At 72.7% G+C, this 20,017-nt stretch carries 16 protein-coding genes and 1 pseudogene; 11 read left to right on the top strand and 6 right to left on the bottom strand.

The features are described 5' to 3' along the window. Positions 1-10: 10 nt before the first annotated feature. Positions 11-673: a response regulator transcription factor gene (locus tag BN159_RS36320; protein WP_041820377.1), complete on the top strand. Its 663-nt coding sequence runs from the start codon at positions 11-13 to the stop codon at positions 671-673. A gap of 142 nt (positions 674-815) precedes the next feature. Further along, positions 816-1,973, top strand: coding sequence for an ROK family transcriptional regulator (locus BN159_RS36315; protein WP_015662026.1), 1,158 nt, complete (start codon positions 816-818; stop codon positions 1,971-1,973). Positions 1,974-2,063: 90 nt separating this feature from the next. Here the strand turns inward: BN159_RS36315 and BN159_RS36310 are convergent, their stop codons facing one another. After that, positions 2,064-2,831, bottom strand: coding sequence for a GntR family transcriptional regulator (locus BN159_RS36310; protein WP_015662025.1), 768 nt, complete (start codon positions 2,829-2,831; stop codon positions 2,064-2,066). 237 nt (positions 2,832-3,068) lie between these two features. Then, the gene (locus tag BN159_RS36305) at positions 3,069-3,953 is read right to left on the bottom strand and encodes an RNA polymerase sigma-70 factor (protein ID WP_041822129.1); all 885 of its coding nucleotides are present in this window, start codon (positions 3,951-3,953) and stop codon (positions 3,069-3,071) included. A gap of 219 nt (positions 3,954-4,172) precedes the next feature. On the opposite strand from BN159_RS36305, the gene BN159_RS36300 reads away from it, so the two are divergent. After that, positions 4,173-5,003: an alpha/beta fold hydrolase gene (locus tag BN159_RS36300; RefSeq protein ID WP_015662023.1), complete on the top strand. Its 831-nt coding sequence runs from the start codon at positions 4,173-4,175 to the stop codon at positions 5,001-5,003. Between the two features lie 117 nt (positions 5,004-5,120). On the opposite strand, the pseudogene BN159_RS44395 reads toward BN159_RS36300, so the two are convergent. Beyond that, positions 5,121-5,909 (bottom strand): annotated as a pseudogene (locus BN159_RS44395) (DMT family transporter); the annotation flags it as partial. Between the two features lie 47 nt (positions 5,910-5,956). On the opposite strand from BN159_RS44395, the gene pdxR reads away from it, so the two are divergent. From pdxR to BN159_RS36270, 5 genes are all read left to right on the top strand, one after another. Next, complete coding sequence (gene pdxR, locus BN159_RS36290) at positions 5,957-7,393, top strand: MocR-like pyridoxine biosynthesis transcription factor PdxR (protein WP_015662022.1); 1,437 nt, start codon at positions 5,957-5,959, stop codon at positions 7,391-7,393. Positions 7,394-7,514: 121 nt separating this feature from the next. Next, on the top strand, positions 7,515-9,086 hold the full coding sequence (locus BN159_RS36285) for an alkaline phosphatase D family protein (RefSeq protein ID WP_015662021.1): 1,572 nt from the start codon (positions 7,515-7,517) through the stop codon (positions 9,084-9,086). A 76-nt stretch (positions 9,087-9,162) separates the two neighbouring features. Beyond that, positions 9,163-10,587: an SWIM zinc finger family protein gene (locus BN159_RS36280; protein WP_015662020.1), complete on the top strand. Its 1,425-nt coding sequence runs from the start codon at positions 9,163-9,165 to the stop codon at positions 10,585-10,587. Next, positions 10,584-13,205, top strand: a complete 2,622-nt coding sequence (locus BN159_RS36275; protein WP_015662019.1) for a DUF7824 domain-containing protein — start codon at positions 10,584-10,586, stop codon at positions 13,203-13,205. The genes BN159_RS36280 and BN159_RS36275 overlap by 4 nt, the downstream gene beginning before the upstream one ends. A 201-nt stretch (positions 13,206-13,406) precedes the next feature. Continuing rightward, positions 13,407-14,816, top strand: a complete 1,410-nt coding sequence (locus BN159_RS36270; protein WP_015662018.1) for a GNAT family N-acetyltransferase — start codon at positions 13,407-13,409, stop codon at positions 14,814-14,816. Here BN159_RS36270 and BN159_RS36265 read toward each other — a convergent pair. Further along, entirely contained in the window at positions 14,813-16,018 is a 1,206-nt protein-coding gene (locus BN159_RS36265; RefSeq protein ID WP_041820375.1) for a trans-sulfuration enzyme family protein, read from the bottom strand. The two genes, BN159_RS36270 and BN159_RS36265, sit on opposite strands and share 4 nt — an antisense overlap. 60 nt (positions 16,019-16,078) lie before the next feature. On the opposite strand from BN159_RS36265, the gene BN159_RS36260 reads away from it, so the two are divergent. Together BN159_RS36260 and BN159_RS36255 are read left to right on the top strand one after the other, a co-directional pair. Further along, positions 16,079-16,570, top strand: a complete 492-nt coding sequence (locus BN159_RS36260; RefSeq protein ID WP_015662016.1) for an Lrp/AsnC family transcriptional regulator — start codon at positions 16,079-16,081, stop codon at positions 16,568-16,570. A 33-nt stretch (positions 16,571-16,603) separates the two neighbouring features. Beyond that, on the top strand, positions 16,604-18,292 hold the full coding sequence (locus BN159_RS36255; protein WP_015662015.1) for a DUF885 domain-containing protein: 1,689 nt from the start codon (positions 16,604-16,606) through the stop codon (positions 18,290-18,292). 74 nt (positions 18,293-18,366) lie between these two features. On the opposite strand, the gene BN159_RS36250 is transcribed toward BN159_RS36255, so the two are convergent. Together BN159_RS36250 and BN159_RS36245 are read right to left on the bottom strand one after the other, a co-directional pair. After that, positions 18,367-18,870 (bottom strand): immunity 21 family protein, encoded by a 504-nt coding sequence (locus tag BN159_RS36250; protein WP_015662014.1) that lies wholly within the window; start codon positions 18,868-18,870, stop codon positions 18,367-18,369. Between the two features lie 93 nt (positions 18,871-18,963). Further along, positions 18,964-19,443, bottom strand: coding sequence for a rhodanese-like domain-containing protein (locus BN159_RS36245; protein ID WP_015662013.1), 480 nt, complete (start codon positions 19,441-19,443; stop codon positions 18,964-18,966). 124 nt (positions 19,444-19,567) lie between these two features. On the opposite strand from BN159_RS36245, the gene BN159_RS36240 reads away from it, so the two are divergent. Continuing rightward, positions 19,568-20,014 (top strand): Lrp/AsnC family transcriptional regulator, encoded by a 447-nt coding sequence (locus BN159_RS36240; protein ID WP_015662012.1) that lies wholly within the window; start codon positions 19,568-19,570, stop codon positions 20,012-20,014. Positions 20,015-20,017: the final 3 nt, after the last annotated feature.

Below are 20,017 nucleotides of genomic sequence, written 5' to 3'. Positions count from 1 at the left end.
CGCTGGCCGGATGCCGGTCACCGTTCTCCTCGTCGACGACGAACCCCTCGTACGCGCGGGCCTGCGGGCCGTGTTGGACGCGCAGCCGGACATCGAGGTCGTCGGGGAGGCGGCCGACGGGGCCGCGGTCATCCCGCTGGTGCGGAGCCTGCGTCCGGACGTGGTCGCGATGGACGTACGGATGCCGCTGCTGGACGGGATCGAGGCCACCCGCGCGGTACTGCGGACGGTCGACGACCCGCCGAAGATCCTCGTGGTGACGACCTTCGAGAACGACGAGTACGTCTACGAGGCACTGCGCGCGGGAGCCGACGGGTTTCTGCTGAAGCGGGCCCGGCCCGCCGAGATCGTGAACGCGGTCCGGCTGGTCGCCGAGGGCGAGTCGCTGCTGTTCCCGGCGTCGGTACGGCAGCTCGCCGCCGAGCACGGGGAAAGCGGCGCCAACCCTGCGGCCCGCGCCGCCATGGAGCGGGCGCAGCTCACCGAGCGGGAGGCGGAGGTGCTGCGGCTGATGACGCGCGGGCTGTCCAACGCCGAGATCGCCGCCCGGATGGTCGTCGGCACGGAGACGGTGAAGTCGCATGTGAGTGCCGTACTGGCGAAGCTGGGGGCCCGGGACCGCACGCAGGCCGTGATCGCTGCGTACGAGTCGGGGTTCGTGGCACCCGGGTGACCACATGGCTCCGGGCCGGCCGAGGCGCCCCGGCACAGCCTGTACGGACCGGCCGGTAGGCCGCCGGTCGCCCGGCACTCGCCGGGGTCCGCCGGGCCGAGTACGATCCGGCCAACACGCGCACGAGCTGGGAGGACGGACGGTGGGGCGGCTGACCGGCGGGGATCCCTCGCTGCTGCGAAGGATCAATTCCGCTGTGGTGCTGCACGCGCTGCGTGCCACCGACAGCGCGACGCTGACCGAGATCACCCGGGTCACCGGACTGTCCCGGCCGACCGTCGAGGGGGTCGTCGAGGACCTCATCGAGGCGGGGTACGTCGTCGAGAAGGCCGCCGACGAGGGCGCGACGCGGCGCCAGGGACGTCCGGCGCGCCGGTTCCGGTTCCGGGCCGAGGCCGGTCATCTGCTGGGCCTGGACATCGGGCCGCACCGGGTCGCCGCACTGCTGTCCGACCTGGACGGGCGGGTGCTCGGCTCCATCGCCAAGGACGTGGAGGAGACGGCCACCGCCGACGAGCGTCTGGAGCGGCTGCGCACGGCCGTCGCCGAGCTGCTGCGCCGGGCCGGTGTGCCGCGCGGTTCGCTGCGGGCCGTGGGCGCCGCGACGCCGGGGATCGTGGAGGCGGACGGCACGGTGCGGCTGAGCACGGCCCTGCCGCAGTGGTCGGGGCTGCCGCTCGGCGAGCGGCTGAGCCGGTCCTTCAAGTGCCCGGTGCTGGTCGAGAACGACGCCAACGCGGCGGCGGTCGCCGAGCATTGGAAGGGCGCGGCGACCGAGTCCGACGACATCGTGTTCGTGCTGGCCGGGCTGAGCCCGGGGGCCGGTTCGCTGATCGGCGGGCGGCTGCACCGGGGATTCGGCGGCGCTGCCGGTGAGATCGGCGCGTTGCATCTGCTGGGCCGTGAGGCCACGCCGGAGACCCTGCTCTCCACCACGGACGAGCCGCTGCACCCGCTCGACGAGCAGGCGGTGGCCGAGGTGTTCGCCGAGGCGCGCGAGGGCGACCTGCGGGCCCGTGCGGCCGTGGACCGGTTCATCCAGCGGCTCGTCCACGACACGGCGGCCCTGGTGCTGGCCCTCGACCCGGAGCTGGTCGTCGTGGGCGGCTGGGCGGCGGGCCTGGACGGCGTACTGGAGCCGCTGCACCGCGAGTTGGCCCGCTACTGCCTGCGGCCGCCGAAGGTCACCCTGTCCCTCCTCGGCGAGGCGGCCGTCGCGACGGGGGCGCTGCGGCTGGCGCTGGACCATGTGGAGGAGCAGTTGTTCGCGGTGGAGCAGACGGTCACGGCACGGCGCTGACGGGCTCGCGCAGGGGGCCGCCCGCTGCCCGCTCCAACGACTCGCGCCCCGGCGGAGTTCCGGGGCGCGGCGGTCGAGAGTGGCTACGGCTCAGGACGCCTGGCGTTCCGGTCCCTCGTGGATCTCCACACCGCCGGAGTCCCCGAAGGTCAGCCGGCAGGTGTCCGCGCGGTAGGTGGCGACGGAGACCGCGGCGGTCCGACCGCCTTCGGCGAAGTAGCGGGTCGTGACGACGAGGACGGGTGCCCCGGGGAGCCGGTCCAGTTGCTTGGCGTCGTCCGCGCGGGCCGAGCCCAGCTCGACGGCGCGCTCCTGGCCCTCCAGCGCCAGCCGCTGAAGCTCGCGCAGCACCGCACGCGCGCGTGCCGCCCCGGCGGGCGCGTCGATGGCGGAGAGGTCCGGCACCGAGGACGCGGGGACGTAGAGCAGCTCGGCGGCGACGGGCTGACCGTGCGTCACGCGGGAGCGACGCACCAGGTGCACCAGCTCCTCGGCGCCGGTCTCCAGGACCCCGGCCACAGCCGCGGGCGGAGCCTCCAACGTGCTGTCGACGGGCTGCCAGTCGTCCCCCGCCGCCCCCGGCCACACATGCTGCTCGGTGGTGCCGACCGCGACCCCCACGCGCGGCGGTGCCACCGTCGTACCGACACCGCGGCGACGCTGAAGCCTGCCCTCCAGTTCGAGCTGTTCCAGAGCCTGCCGGAGCGTCGCCCGGGCCACGCCGAAGCGGGCTGCCAGATCACGCTCGTTGGGCAGGATCTCCCCCACGGAGAACTCCGAATCCAGCGCCTCGCTGAGCACGGTCCTGAGATGCCAGTACTTCGGTTCCGGCACCGTTTCCAATTGCTGGGTCCCCACCCTGTCCTCCGCAATCGCCGTGTTCCGGCGGCGTTTTAGCGCCCTTGTTTATTAAAGGTTGTTGAACTTCTCTGCGACCATAGGACGGCCCCCACCCTTGGTCAATACCAATCCTCGATCCCTTGCCCGGCCTGTACCGGAGGTGCCGTGGAGCGTTCACAGGGCGTTCGCACAGGGCCGTTTTCGTGACGCGACGGCAAAGCCCCCGTCGCGAAACGGGGGCTCGGAGTGCGGCGCCTAGTCCGGATTCAGGGACCGCAGCTTGTCGGGGTTGCGGATGACGTAGATCGACTGGATCCGGCCGTCCAGGATCTCCAACTGGAATACGGCGTCGGGCTTGCCGTCGTCCAGGGCGAGCAGGGCGGGGCCGCCGTTGACCTCCAGGAAGCGGAACGACTCGCCCGGTCCGCTCCTCTCGGCCGCGCCCACCAGGAAGCGGCCCACCTTCTCGGCGCTCTCCACGATCCGCAGCGGCGCCCGGGACTTGCCGCCGCTGTCGCCGACCAGTCGCGCGTCCGGGGCGAGCAGTGACATCAGTCCGGCCAGGTCACCGTCGGTGGCGGCGGCGAGGAACCGCTCGGTCAGGTCACGGCGCTCGAGGGGGTCGACGTCGTAGCGGGGCCGCCGGTCGTCGACGTGCCGGCGGGCGCGTCCGGCCAGCTGGCGGACCGCCGGCTCGCCCCTGTCGAGCATCGCGGCGATGTCGGCGAAGGGATACCCGAAGGCCTCCCTGAGCACGAACACCGCCCGTTCCAGCGGTGACAGCGACTCCAGGACGACGAGGACGGCGAGGGAGACGGTGTCGGCGAGCACGGCCCGTTCCGCGGTGTCCGGAGCGGTCTCGCCGAAATCGGTGACATAGGGCTCCGGCAGCCATGGGCCGATGTACTCCTCGTTGCGGGCCTTGACCTGGCGCAGCCGGTCGATGGCGAGGCGGGTCGTGACGCGCACCAGGAAACCGCGCGGGTCGCGGACCTCCGCGCGGTCCGCGCTCGTCCAGCGCAGCCAGGCCTCCTGGACGACGTCCTCTGCGTCGGCGACGCGCCCGAGCATGCGGTAGGCGACTTCCAGGAGGACGGGGCGGTGCTCCTCGAAGACGTCGGTCACGGTGTCGGTGCTCACGCCTCCATCCCAGCCGACCTGCCCGATCATGTCCAGGCGAGCCGTCGCAGACGCAAAGAACAGCGCATGGATCGCGCCGAGTCGGCGTCATTCCGGTGCGCCCGTCCGGGGGGTGCCCCCGGCCCCCTTCGGGACTACCCGTCGGTAGCAATTGCTGACAAGCTGTCTACGGCATCCGTCCAGCCGCCCGAGTCGATCCGCACCAGCCGAGGAGCACTCATGTCCGCCACCGTCTCCTTCGAGGTCCCCACCCCCCAGGGCCCGCGGTCCGTGACCCTCTCCTACGCGCGGGTGGGCCGCGGTGAGCCGCTGCTCCTGCTGCACGGCATCGGTCACCACCGGCAGGCCTGGGACCCGGTACTGGACATCCTCGCCACCGAGCGCGACGTGATCGCCGTCGACCTGCCCGGGTTCGGCGCGTCCCCGGCGCTGCCCGACGGGCTGCCGCACAACCTGCCCTCGATGACGGCCGCGCTCAGCGAGCTGTGCGAGGCACTGGAGCTGGACCGGCCGCATGTGGCGGGCAACTCGCTGGGCGGACTGCTGGCCCTGGAGCTGGGCCGGGAGAAGCTCGTACGGTCCGTCACCGCTCTGTCCCCGGCCGGGTTCTGGTCGCAGAACGAGCGTCGTTACGCCTTCACCCTGCTGCTGACCATGCGCCGGATCGCCGGCAGCATGCCCGAGCCGCTGGTGCGGCAGCTGTCCCGCAGCGCGGCCGGCCGTACCGCCCTGACGAGCACCATCTACGCCCGCCCCGGCCGCCGTTCACCCGAGGCCGTGGTCGCCGAGACGCTGGCCCTGGCGAACGCGACGGGCTTCGCCGAGACCCTCCGGGCCGGGAACACGGTCCAGTTCACCGACGACATCCCCGGTCTCCCGGTCACGGTGGCCTGGGGCACCAAGGACCGCGTGCTGATCCGCCGCCAAGGAGTGCGTGCCAAGCGGATCATCCCCCGGGCCCGGTTGATCCGGCTGCCCGGCTGCGGACACGTCCCGATGAACGACGACCCCGCGCTGGTGGCGCGGGTCATCCTTGACGGCAGCCGCTGAGGCGGCCCCTTCCGCGACAGCGGGCGCTGACCGTCGCCGGGACAACGCGCCGGAGCCCAGGGCGACTCCGGCGCCCACCAGGGCGCTGCCCGCGGCCTGTGCGGCTCCGTAGGAGCCTGTTCCGACCAGCGGTGCCGTGCAGGCCGCGGCGACCGGGATGAGGCCGGAGAACAGCGTGGCGCGCTCGGCACCGATCCGCTGCATGCCCATGTACCAGCAGACGAAGCCGATCACGGTGACAATCACGGCCTGCCACAGCAGTGCGGCGGTCTCGGTGGCGTCCGGACGCCGCAGCGCCCCGGTGCCGTCGGCGAGCAGCGCGACGGCCGCGGACTCGACGGCGGCGACCCCGCACACCGTGGCGGACAGCAGCCGCGGGCCCAGGGGCCGCAGTACGGGCACGGCGAGGACGGCGAATCCGACCTCGCCCGCCAGCGCGCACACCGAGAAGGCGATGCCCGCCCCGTCCGTACGGCCCCACCCCTGCACGGTGAGCGCGCCGAGGGCGACGAGCGAGGCCCCGTAGAGCACGACACGCTGCGGTCGGCGGCCGTCCAGGAGCGGGACGAGGACGGCCACGACCACGGGCGCACAGCCCACGAGGACGCCCGGTACGGCCGGTTCCGCGGTGCGTTCCGCGGCGATCACGGCCAGGTTGAACCCCACCATCCCGACTGCCGAAAGCAACGCCAGGCGCAGCCACTGGCCGGCGTTGAGCGCCCGCAGGCGGGCAGTGGAGCCCCGCCCCGCGAGCGGGACGAGCAGCAGACAGGCCAGGGCGTAGCGCAGGAACTGGCCGCCCGCGTACGGGTAGTCACCGAGGACGCTGTTGGCGGTGAAGGAGCCTCCGACGAGGACACAGGCGAGCGCGGCGAGCAGGGCCCCGCGCGTGGTGGTGGCGTTCATGGGACCGACGCTAGGAAGCGACGCGGTCCGGATTAAGGTCCACTTTCATGACGGCGTCACAGACCAATCCGGACGGGACCGAGGACACCGGCGGCGGCTCCGCCGCGTGGGAGGTGCTGCTGCCCGCGGCCTCCGCGCCAGCACGCGCGCGTGGGCGGGCTTTGCAGGCGGCGCTGCGCGAGGCGGTGCGGTCGGGACAACTCGTCCCGGGGACCCGGCTGCCGTCGAGCCGGGACCTCGCCGCCGACCTCGGCGTGTCGCGGGGCCTGATCACGGAGGCGTACGAGCAGCTCACGGCGGAGGGCTACCTGCGCAGCGGCCGGGGCGCCGGGACCTGGGTGGGCGGTGCCGTGCGGTCGGCGCGGCCACGCGCGCGTGATCTGGCGCCGCGCTCCCCGGGCGAGCGGGCCGACTTCGTGCCCGGGACGCCGGACCTGTCGCTGTTCCCGCGCGCCGCCTGGGCCACGGCGCAGCGCGGGGTGCTGGCCGAACTGCCGCACCAGGACCTCGGCTACCCCGATCCGCGCGGGCTGCCCCGGCTGCGCACGGCACTGGCCGAACTGCTGGCCCGTCGCCGTGGCGTGGTCGCTGACCCGGAGCGGCTCGTGGTGGTCTCCGGCGTGGCGCAGGCGACGACGCTGCTCGGATTCGCGCTCCACGCGCGCGGGATGCGCACGGTCGGCGTGGAGGACCCCGGCAGCCCGCAGCACAACGCGCTCTACGCGGCCGCGGGCGTCACCACCGTGGCGCTGCCGTTGGACGACGAGGGGCTCGCGGTCGACCCGCTGCGGGCCTCGGGCGTACGGTCCGTCGTCACGACCCCGGCCCACCAGTACCCGACCGGCCTCGCCTACTCCGCGCGGCGCCGCGCCGAACTCCTCGACTGGGCGCGCTCGGTGGACGGCTTCGTCCTGGAGGACGACTACGACGGGGACTTCCGCTACGACCGCGCTCCGGTGGGCGCCCTCCAGGGCCTGGACCCGGAGCGGGTGGCCTACGCGGGCTCGGTCAGCAAGTCGCTCGCGCCGGGGCTGCGGCTCGGCTGGCTGCTCGTCCCGGAGGCACTGGCCGACGAGGTCGTCGAGCGCAAGCGGACGATGGATCTCGGCCATCCCACCCTGGACCAGGCGCTGTTCGCCCGGTTCGTGGAGCGCGGGGACTACGACCGGCAGCTGCGCCGCTGCCAACGCGCGTACCGGGAGCGGCGCGACGCGCTCGTCGCCGCGCTGGACGAGCACTTCCCGGGCTCGCGGGTGTCGGGCATCGCGGCCGGGCTGCATGTCATCGCCGTACTGCCGAAACGGTTCGGGCCCGAGGAGGACTTCCGCGCCCGCATGGCCGAAGCCGGGGTCGCGGTGCGTCTGCTGTCGGAGTGCGGGCACGCGCGCGGGGAGCACGAGGACGTGCGGCTGGTGCTGGGGTACGCGCATTTGTCACCGGCGCGGATCCGGGAGGGCGTCCGGCTCATGGCCGGGGCGGTGTGACGGGGGCGCCGGTTCCCCTGCCTCGTCGGTCAGTTGTTCACTTGTGGTTTGCGTGTGCGCTGCGGCGCACCAGTAGTTGTGGCACTGCACACTGGCCGGATCCCGTCCTGGAGGCGCACCCATGTCACACCGTCCCTTCGGCCGCCGCAGTGTTCTGCGCGGCTCGCTCGCCGCCTCCGCGGCCCTGACCCTGCCCACCGCGCTCGGCTCCGCGCCCGCGTTCGCCCTGTCCGGGCGGCCCGAGGCGGGCTGGGGCGTGCAGACCGGCGATGTGACGACCGACTCCGGCCTGGTGTGGGTCCGCTCCGACCGGCCCGCCCGGATGATCGTCGAGACGTCGGCCACCGAGTCCTTCCGCAACCCCCACAGATGGCACGGCCCGCTGCTCGGCGCGGACACCGACTTCACCGGTACGACCCGGCTGCGCGGACTGCCGTCGGGCGAGCAGATCCACTACCGCGTGCTGCTCGCCGACCCCGACGACCCGCGCCGCACCGGCGAGCCGGTGACCGGCACCTTCCGCACCGCGTCCGCCAAGGGCCGCAACGGCGTCCGCTTCCTGTGGTCCGGCGACCTCGCCGGGCAGGGCTGGGGCATCAACCCCGACCTCGGCGGCTTCCGCATCTACGACACGATGGCCGGCCTCGACCCGGACTTCTTCCTGTGCAGCGGTGACAACATCTACGCCGACGGCCCGATCACCGGGACCGTCACCCTGCCCGACGGCCGGACCTGGCGCAACGTCACCACCGAGGAGAAGTCGAAGGTCGCCGAGACGCTCGCGGAGTTCCGCGGCAACTTCCGCTACAACCTGCTCGACGAGAACCTCCGCGCCTTCAACGCCCAGGTCCCCTCGATCATCCAGTGGGACGACCACGAGGTCACCAACAACTGGTACCCGGGCGAGATCTTCGCCGATGCCCGCTACACCGAGAAGAACGTCGACGTGCTCGCCGCCCGCGCCCGGCAGGCGTTCTCGGAGTACTACCCGATCTCCACGCTGCGCCGCCCCGACGGCCGCGTCCACCGGGTCCAGCACTACGGCCCGCTGCTGGACGTGTTCGTCCTCGACATGCGCACGTACCGCAACGCCAACTCGCCGGACAACCAGACCACCGACCCGGTCGGCATCCTCGGCCGTGCGCAGTTGGAGTGGCTCAAGCGTGAGCTGTCCCGCTCGCGGGCGGTGTGGAAGGTGATCGCCGCCGACATGCCGATCGGCCTGGTCGTACCGGACGGCGGCGACGGCAAGCCGCACATCGAGGCGGTCGCGCAGGGCGACCCGGGCGCACCGCTCGGCCGGGAGCTCCAGATCGCCGAGCTGCTGCGGTACATCAAGCACCGCAGGATCACCGGCACGGTGTGGCTGACCGCCGATGTCCACTACACCTCGGCCCAGCACTACCAGCCCTCAAGGGCCGCGTTCACCGACTTCGAGCCGTTCTGGGAGTTCGTCTCGGGCCCGCTGAACGCCGGCGGCTTCCCGGCCAACGCCCTCGACAACACCTTCGGCCCGGAGCGGGTGTTCCTGAAAGCCCCGACCGTCGCCAACGTCTCCCCCGCCGAGGGCTACCAGTTCTTCGGCGAGGTCGACATCGACGGGGAGAGCGGGGAGCTGACGGTACGGCTGCGCGAGCAGGACGGCACCGTGCTGTTCACGCAGGTGCTCCAGCCGGGGCGGGTCGGCCAGTAGGCAGCCAACTCGGTCCCACCGACGGCGTCTTCGCAGGTCAGGGGCGATTGTCAGTGGTCGCGTCTACGGTTTTCACATGACGCGATCACTGCTGGCAGTGGCCTATCGCCGACCCTCCGTGCTGGAGTCCGCAGCGGACGGCCGACGCCTGGGCCTGGAGACTTCACGGGGTGCGACGCCGACCGGCACCGCCGACCATCCCCGCTTCTTCGCCGGGTTCCTGACGAGCCCTCAGGCGGCCTCCGCCGGGCTGCTCGCGGTGGCCGACGTCGCGGCTGCCCGCTACTACCAGCGGCAGCTGCGCGCCTCCCTGGACCCGGTGGTCACCGGCAACGGCGACCGGCTGCGCCTGGAGTCGTTCTCCGGCTGCGGCGGGGTGTACGCGCGCCTGGACGTGCTGACGGCGGGCCTCGACGGCGACGAGGTGGGCCACGGCACGACGAACGTGGACGTCAACAACCCACTGCGGGAAGCGCTGTCGAGGATCGGCACGGACGATCCGCTGCACCTGCGCGTAGGCCCCGACGAGCTGGCGGTGACCACGCTCGACGGCCCGGTGGTGGAGAAGAAGGTGCCGCTGCCCGACCGGTGGCTGCGCGGCTTCGCGGAGTCCCAGGTGATTGCGGCGGGCTTCGACCTGCGCGCCGAACTGCCCGCCGCGGAGGCGGTGCGGTTCCTGCGGGCACTGCCGAAAGCCGGGGCGCGCGGCGCCTCGGGAGGTCCGCGATGGCTGGTCCCGTCCGGGCGCGGACTGCGGCCGACCAGTCGGGCGGTGCCCGGCGCGGTCTGTCTGCCGGGCCCGGAGCGGCTGGTGGCGCTCCAGCGGGCACTGCGGCACGCGACGGCCCTGCGGGTGTACGGACCCACGGTCGGCGCGGGCTCGGCGGCGACCGCGAGCGCCTGGGAGCTGGTGCTGCCAGGTATGCGGCTCACCCTCACCCTGTCCCCCGACACCTCGCGGGGCTTCTCCGGCGAGGGCGGTGTCCTCGACGCGCTCGCCACCGACGAGGCCGCCGAGGACGCGGAACTGGTCTCGGTGCTCCTCGCCTGGGAGCCGCGGATCGACATCACCGACCTGGCCGCCGCCTCGGGCCTGACAGCTGAACGTGTCCGGGCGGCCCTGGTCCGCCTCGGCACCTCGGGGCGGGTCGGCTACGACACCGCGGAGGCGGCCTACTTCCACCGGGAGCTGCCGTACGACTCCGCGCGCGTGGAGCGGCACAACCCCAGACTGCGCTCCGCGCGGGAGCTGGTGGCGGCGGGCGCGGTCGCCCTGGACGGCACGGTCGGCACGGTGACCGCCGAGGACGGCCATGTGCACCGGGTGCGGGACGAGGCGGGGGTGCTCAGCTGCACCTGCCTGTGGTGGGCGAAGTACCGGGGCGGGCGCGGCCCCTGCAAGCACGCGCTGGCGGTGCGGATGGTGCGGCGGGGAGCCGCGGCCGAGCGGGGCGCGGGGACGGGAATGGCAACGGCGCGAGTCGACCGGGGTGCGCGATGAGTTCACTGATGGACGCGGTGCGGGCGGGGCGGATCGCCCAGGTGGTGAGCCTGCTCGACGGGATGACCGACAGCGAACGGCGGCTTGTCGTGCCCGAGTTGAAGGCCCTGCGCAAGGAGCTGCGCGCGGACCGCTGGAGCGAGCGGGGGCGCCGGGTCCTGCCCTCCCTGCATCTGGCCGGCTCGGCCTGCCAGACCGGTGCGGCGGCCGTCGCGAGCTGGATGGGGGCCACCGACTTCATGTGGGCGCCCGCGTCCCCGAAGCGGCTGATCGACATCCTCGCCGACCGGGACCTCGACTGGATCGCCGACGTCACGCACAGGCTCGCGCAGCGTCCGACGAGCGCGCGCGTGCCCTTCCAGCTGATGACCGGCCTGGTGCAGCTCTCCGCCTGTCGGGTGCCGACGACGGACGCCTATGTGCAGGGCTGGCTGATGCACGTCAGCGGCGACTGGGCGCGTGTGGGCTCGCTCGCGGACCGGCTGCGTCAGGAGCCGCAGCTGGCGGAGCTGGTGGCGGCGCTGTTCGAGATCGACGACGTCGGTCAGACGTTGGGCTGGGTGGCCGGCGACGGTCGCAACAGCTGGCCGTCCTCCCTCGCCCGGCTCGCCGAAGAAGGCGCCCTGGAGCGCAAGTCGCTGCTGGACGGATGCGTGGCCCGCCTGCTGCGGGGCGGCCGGCCAGCCGATCTCCGGGTGTTCCTGCGGGTGTTGCAGGCGGTGGCTCCGACGTCCGAGGAGCAGCGGGAGCGGGTCGCCGACTGGACGGCGCTGGCCGCTGACGCCGCCTCGACGGTCGCCGCGTACGCCCAGACCCTGCTCGCCGCACTCGCGCTGACCGGTGAACTCCCGCACCGCCGACTGGCCGAGATGTCGGAGGCGGTGCTGTTCCGCCCCGAGAAGACACTGGTGCGAGCCCAGCTCGTGCTGCTGGGCAAGGTCCTTGCCCAGGACGCGTCCGGCGCCGACACCCTGCTGCCCACTCTGGCCCAGGCGTTCGGGCACCCGGACTCCGAGATGCAGGAGCGCGGGGTCAAGCTGGTGGAGCGGCACGCGTCGAGGATCGGCGAGCAGGGAGTCCGGGACGAACTCTCCGCCGCCGCTGAACAGTTGTCGCCGGTGCTCCGATCCCGGGTGGCCGAGGCCCTGGGTGTGGTCGAGGTGACGGTCGAGGAGTACGAGGAGAACCTGCCGCCGGTCCCGGTGCCCGTGCGGCTGGCGCCCGCCCCGCGCTCGGGTGTCGAACTCGCCGAAGAGGTGGGCGCGTTGCTGGCGTCCGGCGATGACGTGAGCGCCTTCGAGCGCACCCTGGACGGACTCGTCCGCCAGGCCCACAGCGACCCGGCCGCGCTGCGGCAGGCACTGGAGCCCGTGGCGAGCCACCTGCCGTGGACCACCTTCGACACGATCCTGCCGAGCGACTTCATCGGTCACCGCAACCTCGAACTGATCCTCGCCGCCGTGCTGAGGAAGACACCACCCCAGGGCTTCCACCCGGCGCACCTGAACACATCGTCGAGGGCGGGCTGTGTGCACACTCCGCTCAGCCGGGCCTGCAACACCCGGATCTGGGAGATCGCCCACCGCATCCACACCGACCCGCCGCCCTTCCTCCTCTCCACACCCACCTGGCACACCGGACTGATCGAACCGGACGAACTGGTCGACCGGCTCGACGCCTACCGGGCGGCGGATGTCCGGGTCATCGCCACCGACTTCGCGCAGGCGCTGCTCCGGGTCCGGCGCGAGGACCGAGCGTCGGCTCGGGCGGCCGCCGAGCGTGCGGCGGCGCTGGGCACGCCCGAGGGGACGCGGCTCGCCGAGTGGCTCACCGCGGACGGCCCGGCCCTGCCGACGGCACGACGGCGCGTCGCAGGCCCCCGCGTCCTGCTGGAGTTCGGCGAACTCAACGAGTTGCAGCGGGACTTCCCGCCGGACTTCCGCCCGCTCGGCAGTCCGGTGACCGTCTACGGTGACCGCTGGCACTGCTACCACTGGGACGGCGACCTGCGTCCGCACTGGTCGGCCCTGCTGCCCGAGCGACGCGAGCTGATCGCGGTGCGGCTGCTGCGGGACCTTTCGGACGCCGCGGTCGACGACGACCGGGGCGCCGCCGAGATCCTCCCCCGGCTCGCCGAGTCCGGCGGCGAGGCGGGCCCCGCCCTTCATCTGGGCGTGGCGTACGGGCTCGGCGCGCGGCACGCGGAGGACCGGCTCGCCGCCGTGGACGCCCTGCTCGTACTGGCGGCGCGTGGGCAGCTCGACGCGGAGCGGCTCGGCACGGACCTCGGGGAACTGGTGGGGAGCGGGGCGGTCAAGCCGTCGCGACTCGTGGACTCGGTGCGGACGGCGGCAGCCACCGGGGCGAGCGCCACGGTCTGGGGGATACTCCGGCACGCTCTGCCCGCGCTGCTCGACGACCAGTCCGGCGAACGACCGGCCGCACCGCCGCGCGGGCTCCCCGATCTGCTCGCCGTGGCCGCGGACTGCGCCGAGCGGTCCGGCGCGCGGGGCGACGTGCCGCATCTGGCACGGACGGCGGAGCGGCGTGGCTCCTCCAGACTGCTCACCCAGGCCCGTCGGCTGCGCAGCACGCTGGTCGCGGAAGTGGCCGCCTGACGTAGTCCCGTGGGCCATTGGTCCTACGCCATGGCGTGGACGCTGACGGGCGGAACCAGGCGGGAAACCTGGTCGTACGGCGCCGGCAACACGACCGTAAAAGAAACGACAAAAGGTACAGAAGCGATCTTTACCGCCCGGTCACAAAGCGTTCGTGATCACGCAACACCGTTCCTTCACAGTAGTTGCATGAGTCGAGACATGTCTGATGTGACGCGTGCGAAGCACGGCCGTCCCGTCCACCACTGGCGGCGGGACGTCATCGAGCTCGCCGCGCTGTTCACGGCGGTGGCGGTGGCGGATGCCGTGGCCAACCTGGTCGGGCACGGCCCGGACGGGCCGGAGCTGCTGCTGGTGTCGGCGGTCGTACTGATCGCCACGGCCGCGTTCCACACGTGGTGGGCACGGAGCCACGGCCATGCGCCGCCGGCGGACGATACCGGCGCCCGGTCCGCCGCTGAGCGGCAGGCCGGGCTCGCGGAGCAGTCGGCGGCGCCGTCGGAGGCCACCTCCGGCGAGAGCACGCTGTGGCGGATGCGGACGACCGTGAAGGACGAACCGGGATCGCTGGCCGCGCTGTGCACGGCCCTCGCGGAGCGCCGGGTCGACATCCTGAGCCTCCAGACGCATCCGCTGGGTGACGGCACCGTCGACGAGTTCCTGCTCCGCGCCCCCGGTGAACTAGCCGCCGCGGAAATCAGCCGCGCCGTTTCCCAGGCGGGCGGCACGAGCACCTGGATCGAGCGCGCCGACGCCCACGACCTGGTGGACGCGCCGACCCGGGTACTGGGCCTGGCCACCCGCACCGCCCTGGACGCGGCGGAACTGCCGCTCGCGCTGCGGCAGTTGCTGGGCCGCTGCACGATCCGTCAGCTGCCCGGCGCCCCGGTCGCCGGACGGGCACCGGAAGGCGTGCCGGTGGAGGGGGTACTGGAGGACACCGTGATGCGACTGCGGGCGCCGGAAGGCGGAGTGATCACCGTGGAGCGGCCGTATCTGCCGTTCACCCCGACCGAGTTCGCCCGTGCGCGTGCCCTGGTGGAGCTGGACGCGCGGCTCGGTCCGCGGGTTCCGGCCGGCGAGGACGTGCTGACGCTTCCGGAGGGCAACGACATCACGGTGCGCCGGGCCGACCCGGGTGATGTCGAGGCCGCGAAGGCCATGCACGAGCGGTGCTCGGCACGGACGTTGAGCATGCGGTACCACGGGCCGGTCGGGGACGCCGACCGCTATCTCAACCACCTCCTCAGTCCGCGGTTCGGGCGGACGCTCGCCGTGCAGACGGCGTCGGGGCGGATCGTCGGGCTCGGTCATCTGCTGTGGGACGGTGACGAGACCGAGGTGGCGCTGGTCGTCGAGGATGCGTGGCAGCGGCGCGGGATCGGCGCGGAGTTGCTCCGCAGGTTGGTGGGGATGGCTGTTGCTGCCGGGTGCGAGAGTGTGTATGCGGTGACTCAGGCTTCCAACACGGGGATGGTGGCCGCGATGCGGGGGTTGGGGCTTCCTCTCGATTACCAGATTGAGGAAGGGACTCTCGTCATCACGGCCCGGCTCGCCTCGGAGGTTCAGGTGCAGTTGGGTGTGGGGGAGCCTTCTCGCCGTCTGGGCTAGTGGGTCATGGCGGGTGCGGGGGCGCTGTGGCTGGTCGCGCAGTTCCCCGCGCCCCTAGCGGCATTCCCGCCCAACGCGTTGTCCAGATCCGCCCAGAGGTCCTCTGCATCCTCCAGGCCCACCGACATGCGCAGCAGCTTGTCGCTCACCCCGGCGTTCTTCCGGTCCCCCTCCTCCACTATGCGGTGGCTGATCGACGCCGGGTGCTGGATGAGGGTGTCCACGCTGCCCAGGCTGACCGCCGGGGTGATCAGGCGGACCGCGGCGATGACCTCGTGGGGGTCGCCGGCCACCTCGAAGGCGACCATTGCGCCGCCGATGCTCGGGTAGTGGACCCGGGTCACTCGCGGGTCGGCGGCCAGGCGGGCGGCCAGGTCGGCCGCGGTCGCCGATGCCGCGCGGACGCGGACCGGCAGGGTGGACAGGCCGCGCAGCAGGAGGTATCCGGCCAGCGGGTGCAGGACGCCGCCCGTGGCGAAGCGGATCCGGCGCAGGACTCCCGCCAGTTCCTCGTCGCAGGCCACCACGCCGGCCATCACGTCGCCGTGTCCGCCGAGGTACTTGGTCGCGCTGTGGAGCACCAGGCGCGCCCCGTGCTCGACGGGGCGCTGGAGGACGGGGGTGGCGAAGGTGTTGTCCGCGAGGAGGGGGACCGAGCCGCAGGCGTGGGCGACGGCGCGCAGGTCGACCTCGGCGAGGGTCGGGTTGGCCGGGGACTCGACCATCACCAGGCCGGTGTCGGGGCGCAGGGCGTCCGCGATTCCGGCCGGGTCGGTCCAGGTGACCTCCGAGCCGAGCAGCCCGGCGGTGAGGAGATGGTCGCTGCACCCGTACAGGGGGCGGACGGCGACCACATGGCGCAGACCGATCGAGGCCCTGGCCAGCAGCACCGCGCTGAGCGCGGCCATGCCGCTGGCGAACGCCACCGCCGACTCCGTGCCCTCGAGACGCGCCAGGGCGGTCTCGAAGCGGGCGACGGTCGGATTGCCGAGCCGTCCGTAGATGGGCGGCCCGTCCAGAGACGGCTCGGCGCCGGTCTCGGCGAACGCGTCGATCCGGGCGGCCTCGGCGCGGCTGTCGTACGAGGGGTAGGTCGTGGACAGGTCGATCGGCGGGGCATGCAGGCCAAGCGCCGCGAGGTCGTCGCGGCCGGCGTGCACGGCTTCGGTGGCCAGGGCTCTCGATCGCACAGGGGTCTCCATGGGCGGAAGAGTGAACGTCGACCGGGTCACAGGAATCGAACGCCGTGCTACGTTCGGCCAGTGGCCGAATCTGTCGTACTGGATCCGGTGGACCTTCATCTGCTGCGGCTGCTTCAGAACGACGCCCGGACGACGTACCGGGATCTCGCCGCGCAGGTCGGGGTCGCACCGTCGACCTGCCTTGACCGGGTGACCCGGCTGCGGCGGGCCGGGGTGATTCTCGGCCATCAGCTGCGGCTGGATCCGGCGAAGCTCGGGCGCGGGCTCCAGGCGCTGCTGTCCGTGCAGGTCAGGCCGCACCGGCGGGAGTTGGTGGGGCCGTTCGTGGAGCGGATCCGGGCGTTGCCGGAGTCGCTGACCGTCTTCCATCTCACCGGTCCCGACGACTATCTGGTCCATGTCGCGGTCGCGGACATGGCCGATCTCCAGCGTCTGGTTCTGGACGAGTTCACGGCGCATCGGGAAGTCGCGCGCGTGGAGACCAGGCTGATCTTTCAGCAGTGGGACTGCGGCCCCCTGCTCCCGCCTTCGCCCTCGGCTCAATCGGGGTGACGCACGGCAGGCCGTCGTACGAGGATGGTCCGCATGTCAGAGACGAAGAGCCCGCTGCCCCGTGAGGTCGCCGACGCCTATGTCGACGAGCTCATCGCCCTCGATCCCGTCACCGGTACGTATCTCGGCATCAAGGACAGTTCGAGCAAGATGCCCGACCTCTCACCCGCGGGCCAGGAGGCACTCGCGGAGCTGGCGCGGGCCACGCTGGCGCGGCTCGACGAGGCCGAGCGGCGGCCCGGCGGGGACAGCGCGATCGAGCGCCGGTGCGCCAGGTTGCTGCGCGAGCGGCTGACCGCCGAACTCGCCGTGCACGAGGCCGAGGAGGGCCTGCGCGCGGTCGGCAACCTGGGCACGCCCGCCCACAGTGTGCGCGAGGTCTTCGCCATCACCCCGGCCGAGACCGAGGAGGACTGGGCGGCCATCGCCGAGCGGCTGCGCGCGGTCCCGGGCGCGCTGGCCGGCTACCGCGAGTCCCTGACGCTCGGCCTGGAGCGCAAGCTGTACGCGGCACCGCGTCCGACCGCCACCTTCGTGGACCAGCTCACCGAGTGGGCGGACACCGGCGAGGGCAAGGGCTGGTTCGAGGACTTCGCCGCGGCCGGACCCGACGCGCTGCGCGCCGAGCTGGACAAGGCGGCCCGGGTGGCGACCGCGGCCGTGGTGGAGCTGCGGGACTGGATGCGGGATGTGTACGCCCCAGCTGTCGAGGGCGCCCCGAACACCGTGGGCCGGGAGCGCTACGCCCGGCTGGCGCGCTACTTCAACGGCGCCGACCTCGACCTGGACGAGGCCTACGCGTACGGCTGGTCCGAGTTCCACCGGCTGCTCGGCGAGATGAAGCAGGAGGCGGAGAAGGTCCTCCCCGGCGCCGAGACGCCCTGGGTGGCACTCGCGCACCTCGACGAGAACGGCCGGACGATCGAGGGCGTCGACGAGGTACAAGCCTGGCTCCAGGGCCTGATGGACCAGGCGATCGAGACGCTCGACGGCACCCATTTCGAACTCGCCGAGCAGGTACGGAAGGTGGAGTCGCGGATCGCTCCGCCCGGCGGCGCCGCGGCCCCGTACTACACCAGCCCCAGCGAGGACTTCTCCCGTCCGGGCCGCACCTGGCTGCCGACGATGGGGCAGACCCGTTTCCCGGTCTACGACCTGGTCTCCACCTGGTACCACGAGGGTGTTCCGGGCCATCACCTCCAGCTGGCGCAGTGGGTGTACGTCAAGAACGACCTCTCCCGCTACCAGGCGACGGTCGGCCATGTCAGCGCCAACTGCGAGGGCTGGGCGCTGTACGCGGAGCGGCTGATGGACGAGCTGGGCTTCCTCACGGACGCGCAGGAGCGGCTCGGCTATCTGGATGCGCAGATGATGCGCGCGGCCCGGGTCATCGTCGACATCGGCATGCATCTGGAGCTGGAGATCCCGGCGGACTCGCCCTTCCACCCGGGCGAGCGGTGGACGCCGGAGCTGGCCGAGGAGTTCTTCGGGGCGCACAGCAGCCGTCCGCGGGACTTCGTCGAGAGCGAGCTGACCCGCTATCTGACGATCCCGGGCCAGGCGATCGGCTACAAGCTGGGCGAGCGGGCCTGGCTGCTGGGCCGGGACCGGGCGCGCGAGCGGCACGGCGACGCCTTCGACCTCAAGTCCTGGCACATGGCGGCCCTGTCCCAGGGCTCCCTGGGCCTGGACGACCTCGTCGACGAGCTGTCCCAGCTGTAGCCAGGGCCGCAATTCGCCCCTTCGAGCCGACTGCTGACCGGTGACCGAGCAGCATCACCGGTCAGCAGTCGGAACTACCCTGCCAGCAGCCGGAGTTGAACCAGTCCGAGCCAGGTCTCCGGGCCGGGACTGACCCAGGCCGCGCGCACGCCGTACGCCCCGGGGGTCAGGGTGACGCAGAGCGGGGCGGCGCGTTCGGTCTCGGTGCCGGGCCAGGCGGAGTCGAAGAGGAACACCGGTCCCGGCACCTTCCAGCGCACCTCCTCGCCCCACTCCGCGGTGGCGAGCGCCGAGGGGACGCCGGAGAGCAGCTCGGCCTCGGAGTCGGCCGCGCACCAGCGGACGAAGGTGCCGTGATCGGGCAGATAGGCGGTGGCGGCGGGCTCGTCGCCCAGCACCAGAGCCGCACTGTCCCCGACAGGGAGCAGTCCGACGGGTCCGTCGATCTCGCAGGCCCGGTCGTAGTCGGAGGCGGTCTCGTCGCCGTCGGCGCCCGCCCAGAACGGCAGCACCGTCTCCGGCACCGCTATGAGGGGCCCGCCGCCCGACTCCACCCACCGCACCCTGTGTCGCACCATGGCGCAGAAACCTACACGCACAACGCCCGCACACGTTCGGTGTCCCGGACACCTATCCGTAAGGCGTCCGCGGGCCGTTTCCGAGGGCCGTTCTCAGCAGCCGCAGTCCTCGCTGTCCACCGGCGCGGTCAGCGGGTCGGCGGCACGGCGGGAGGCACCCTCCCAGGTCTCGTACGCGAAGCCCTCGCGGGCCCAGTACTCGAAGCCGCCGAGCATCTCCTTGACCTGGTAGCCGAGTTCGGCGAGGGCGAGGGCGGCCCGGGTCGCTCCGTTGCAGCCGGGGCCCCAGCAGTAGGTGACGACGGGCACGTTCCTGTCGAGGAGCTGCTCGGCCTGCTCGGGGATGAGCGCGGTCGGCAGGTGGATCGCGCCGGGGAGGTGGCCCTGGTCCCAGGAGGCGGTGGACCGGGAGTCCACGACGACGAACCCGGGGTCGCCCTCGCCGGCGAGCGCGGCGGCGACGTCGGACACATCGGCGTGGAAGGCGAGGCTTGCCCGGAAGTAGGCGGCGGCCGCGGCCGGGGCGGCGGGGGCCACGCGCAGGACGGGGTTGACGGCGGTGATGGTGGTCATGGTCTGGCCTTTCCGTAGTGGCTCCTTCTGACCAGAAATGTACGGCGGGAAGATCAACTCCCTGAAGGGACGATCCCCGGTACACCTCTTGATCGGCCGGGGAATCCCCTGTTAGCTCGGGGGCATGACCACGTTTTCACCGGACGCCACCGACTGGCGCATCCTCGATGTCCTCCAGCGCGAGGGCCGGGCCAGCTTCGCCGAGCTGGCGCGGGCCGTGTCGATGTCCCCGAGCGCGGTCACCGAGCGGGTGCGCAGGCTGGAGGAGGCGGGGGTGATCCAGGGGTACTCCGCCGTGGTGGCACCGGAGCGGCTCGGGATGCCGATCCTGGCGTTCGTCCGGCTGCGTTACCCGAACGGCAACTACAAACCGTTCCACGATCTGGTGGCCGTGACGCCGGAGATCCTGGAGGCGCACCATGTCACGGGCGACGACTGTTTCGTGATCAAGGTCGCCGCCCGTTCGATGCGCCATCTGGAAGAGGTCTCGGGCAAGATCGGCGCCCTCGGCTCGGTCACGACGTCCGTCGTCTACTCCTCGCCGCTCCCCCGCCGCCCCCTGGGCCGGTAGCCC

It is taken from the genome of Streptomyces davaonensis JCM 4913 (assembly GCF_000349325.1).
Classification (GTDB): Bacteria; Actinomycetota; Actinomycetes; order Streptomycetales; family Streptomycetaceae; genus Streptomyces; species Streptomyces davaonensis.
The sequence above is the reverse complement of the archived record's forward strand: the minus strand, read 5'-3'. Positions and strand labels throughout refer to the sequence as shown.

Excerpts from the sequence above, each read along its gene's own strand:
- BN159_RS36275 (WP_015662019.1), top strand. The coding sequence starts at position 10,584 with ATGAGTTCACTGATGGACGCGGTGCGGGCGGGGCGGATCGCCCAGGTG.
- BN159_RS36270 (WP_015662018.1), top strand. The coding sequence starts at position 13,407 with ATGTCTGATGTGACGCGTGCGAAGCACGGCCGTCCCGTCCACCACTGG.
- BN159_RS36245 (WP_015662013.1), bottom strand. The coding sequence starts at position 19,443 with ATGACCACCATCACCGCCGTCAACCCCGTCCTGCGCGTGGCCCCCGCC.
- BN159_RS36240 (WP_015662012.1), top strand. The coding sequence starts at position 19,568 with ATGACCACGTTTTCACCGGACGCCACCGACTGGCGCATCCTCGATGTC.
- BN159_RS36285 (WP_015662021.1), top strand. The coding sequence starts at position 7,515 with ATGTCACACCGTCCCTTCGGCCGCCGCAGTGTTCTGCGCGGCTCGCTC.
- BN159_RS36265 (WP_041820375.1), bottom strand. The coding sequence starts at position 16,018 with ATGGAGACCCCTGTGCGATCGAGAGCCCTGGCCACCGAAGCCGTGCAC.
- BN159_RS36320 (WP_041820377.1), top strand. The coding sequence starts at position 11 with ATGCCGGTCACCGTTCTCCTCGTCGACGACGAACCCCTCGTACGCGCG.
- BN159_RS36255 (WP_015662015.1), top strand. The coding sequence starts at position 16,604 with ATGTCAGAGACGAAGAGCCCGCTGCCCCGTGAGGTCGCCGACGCCTAT.
- BN159_RS36250 (WP_015662014.1), bottom strand. The coding sequence starts at position 18,870 with ATGGTGCGACACAGGGTGCGGTGGGTGGAGTCGGGCGGCGGGCCCCTC.
- pdxR (WP_015662022.1), top strand. The coding sequence starts at position 5,957 with ATGACGGCGTCACAGACCAATCCGGACGGGACCGAGGACACCGGCGGC.
- BN159_RS36280 (WP_015662020.1), top strand. The coding sequence starts at position 9,163 with ATGACGCGATCACTGCTGGCAGTGGCCTATCGCCGACCCTCCGTGCTG.
- BN159_RS36300 (WP_015662023.1), top strand. The coding sequence starts at position 4,173 with ATGTCCGCCACCGTCTCCTTCGAGGTCCCCACCCCCCAGGGCCCGCGG.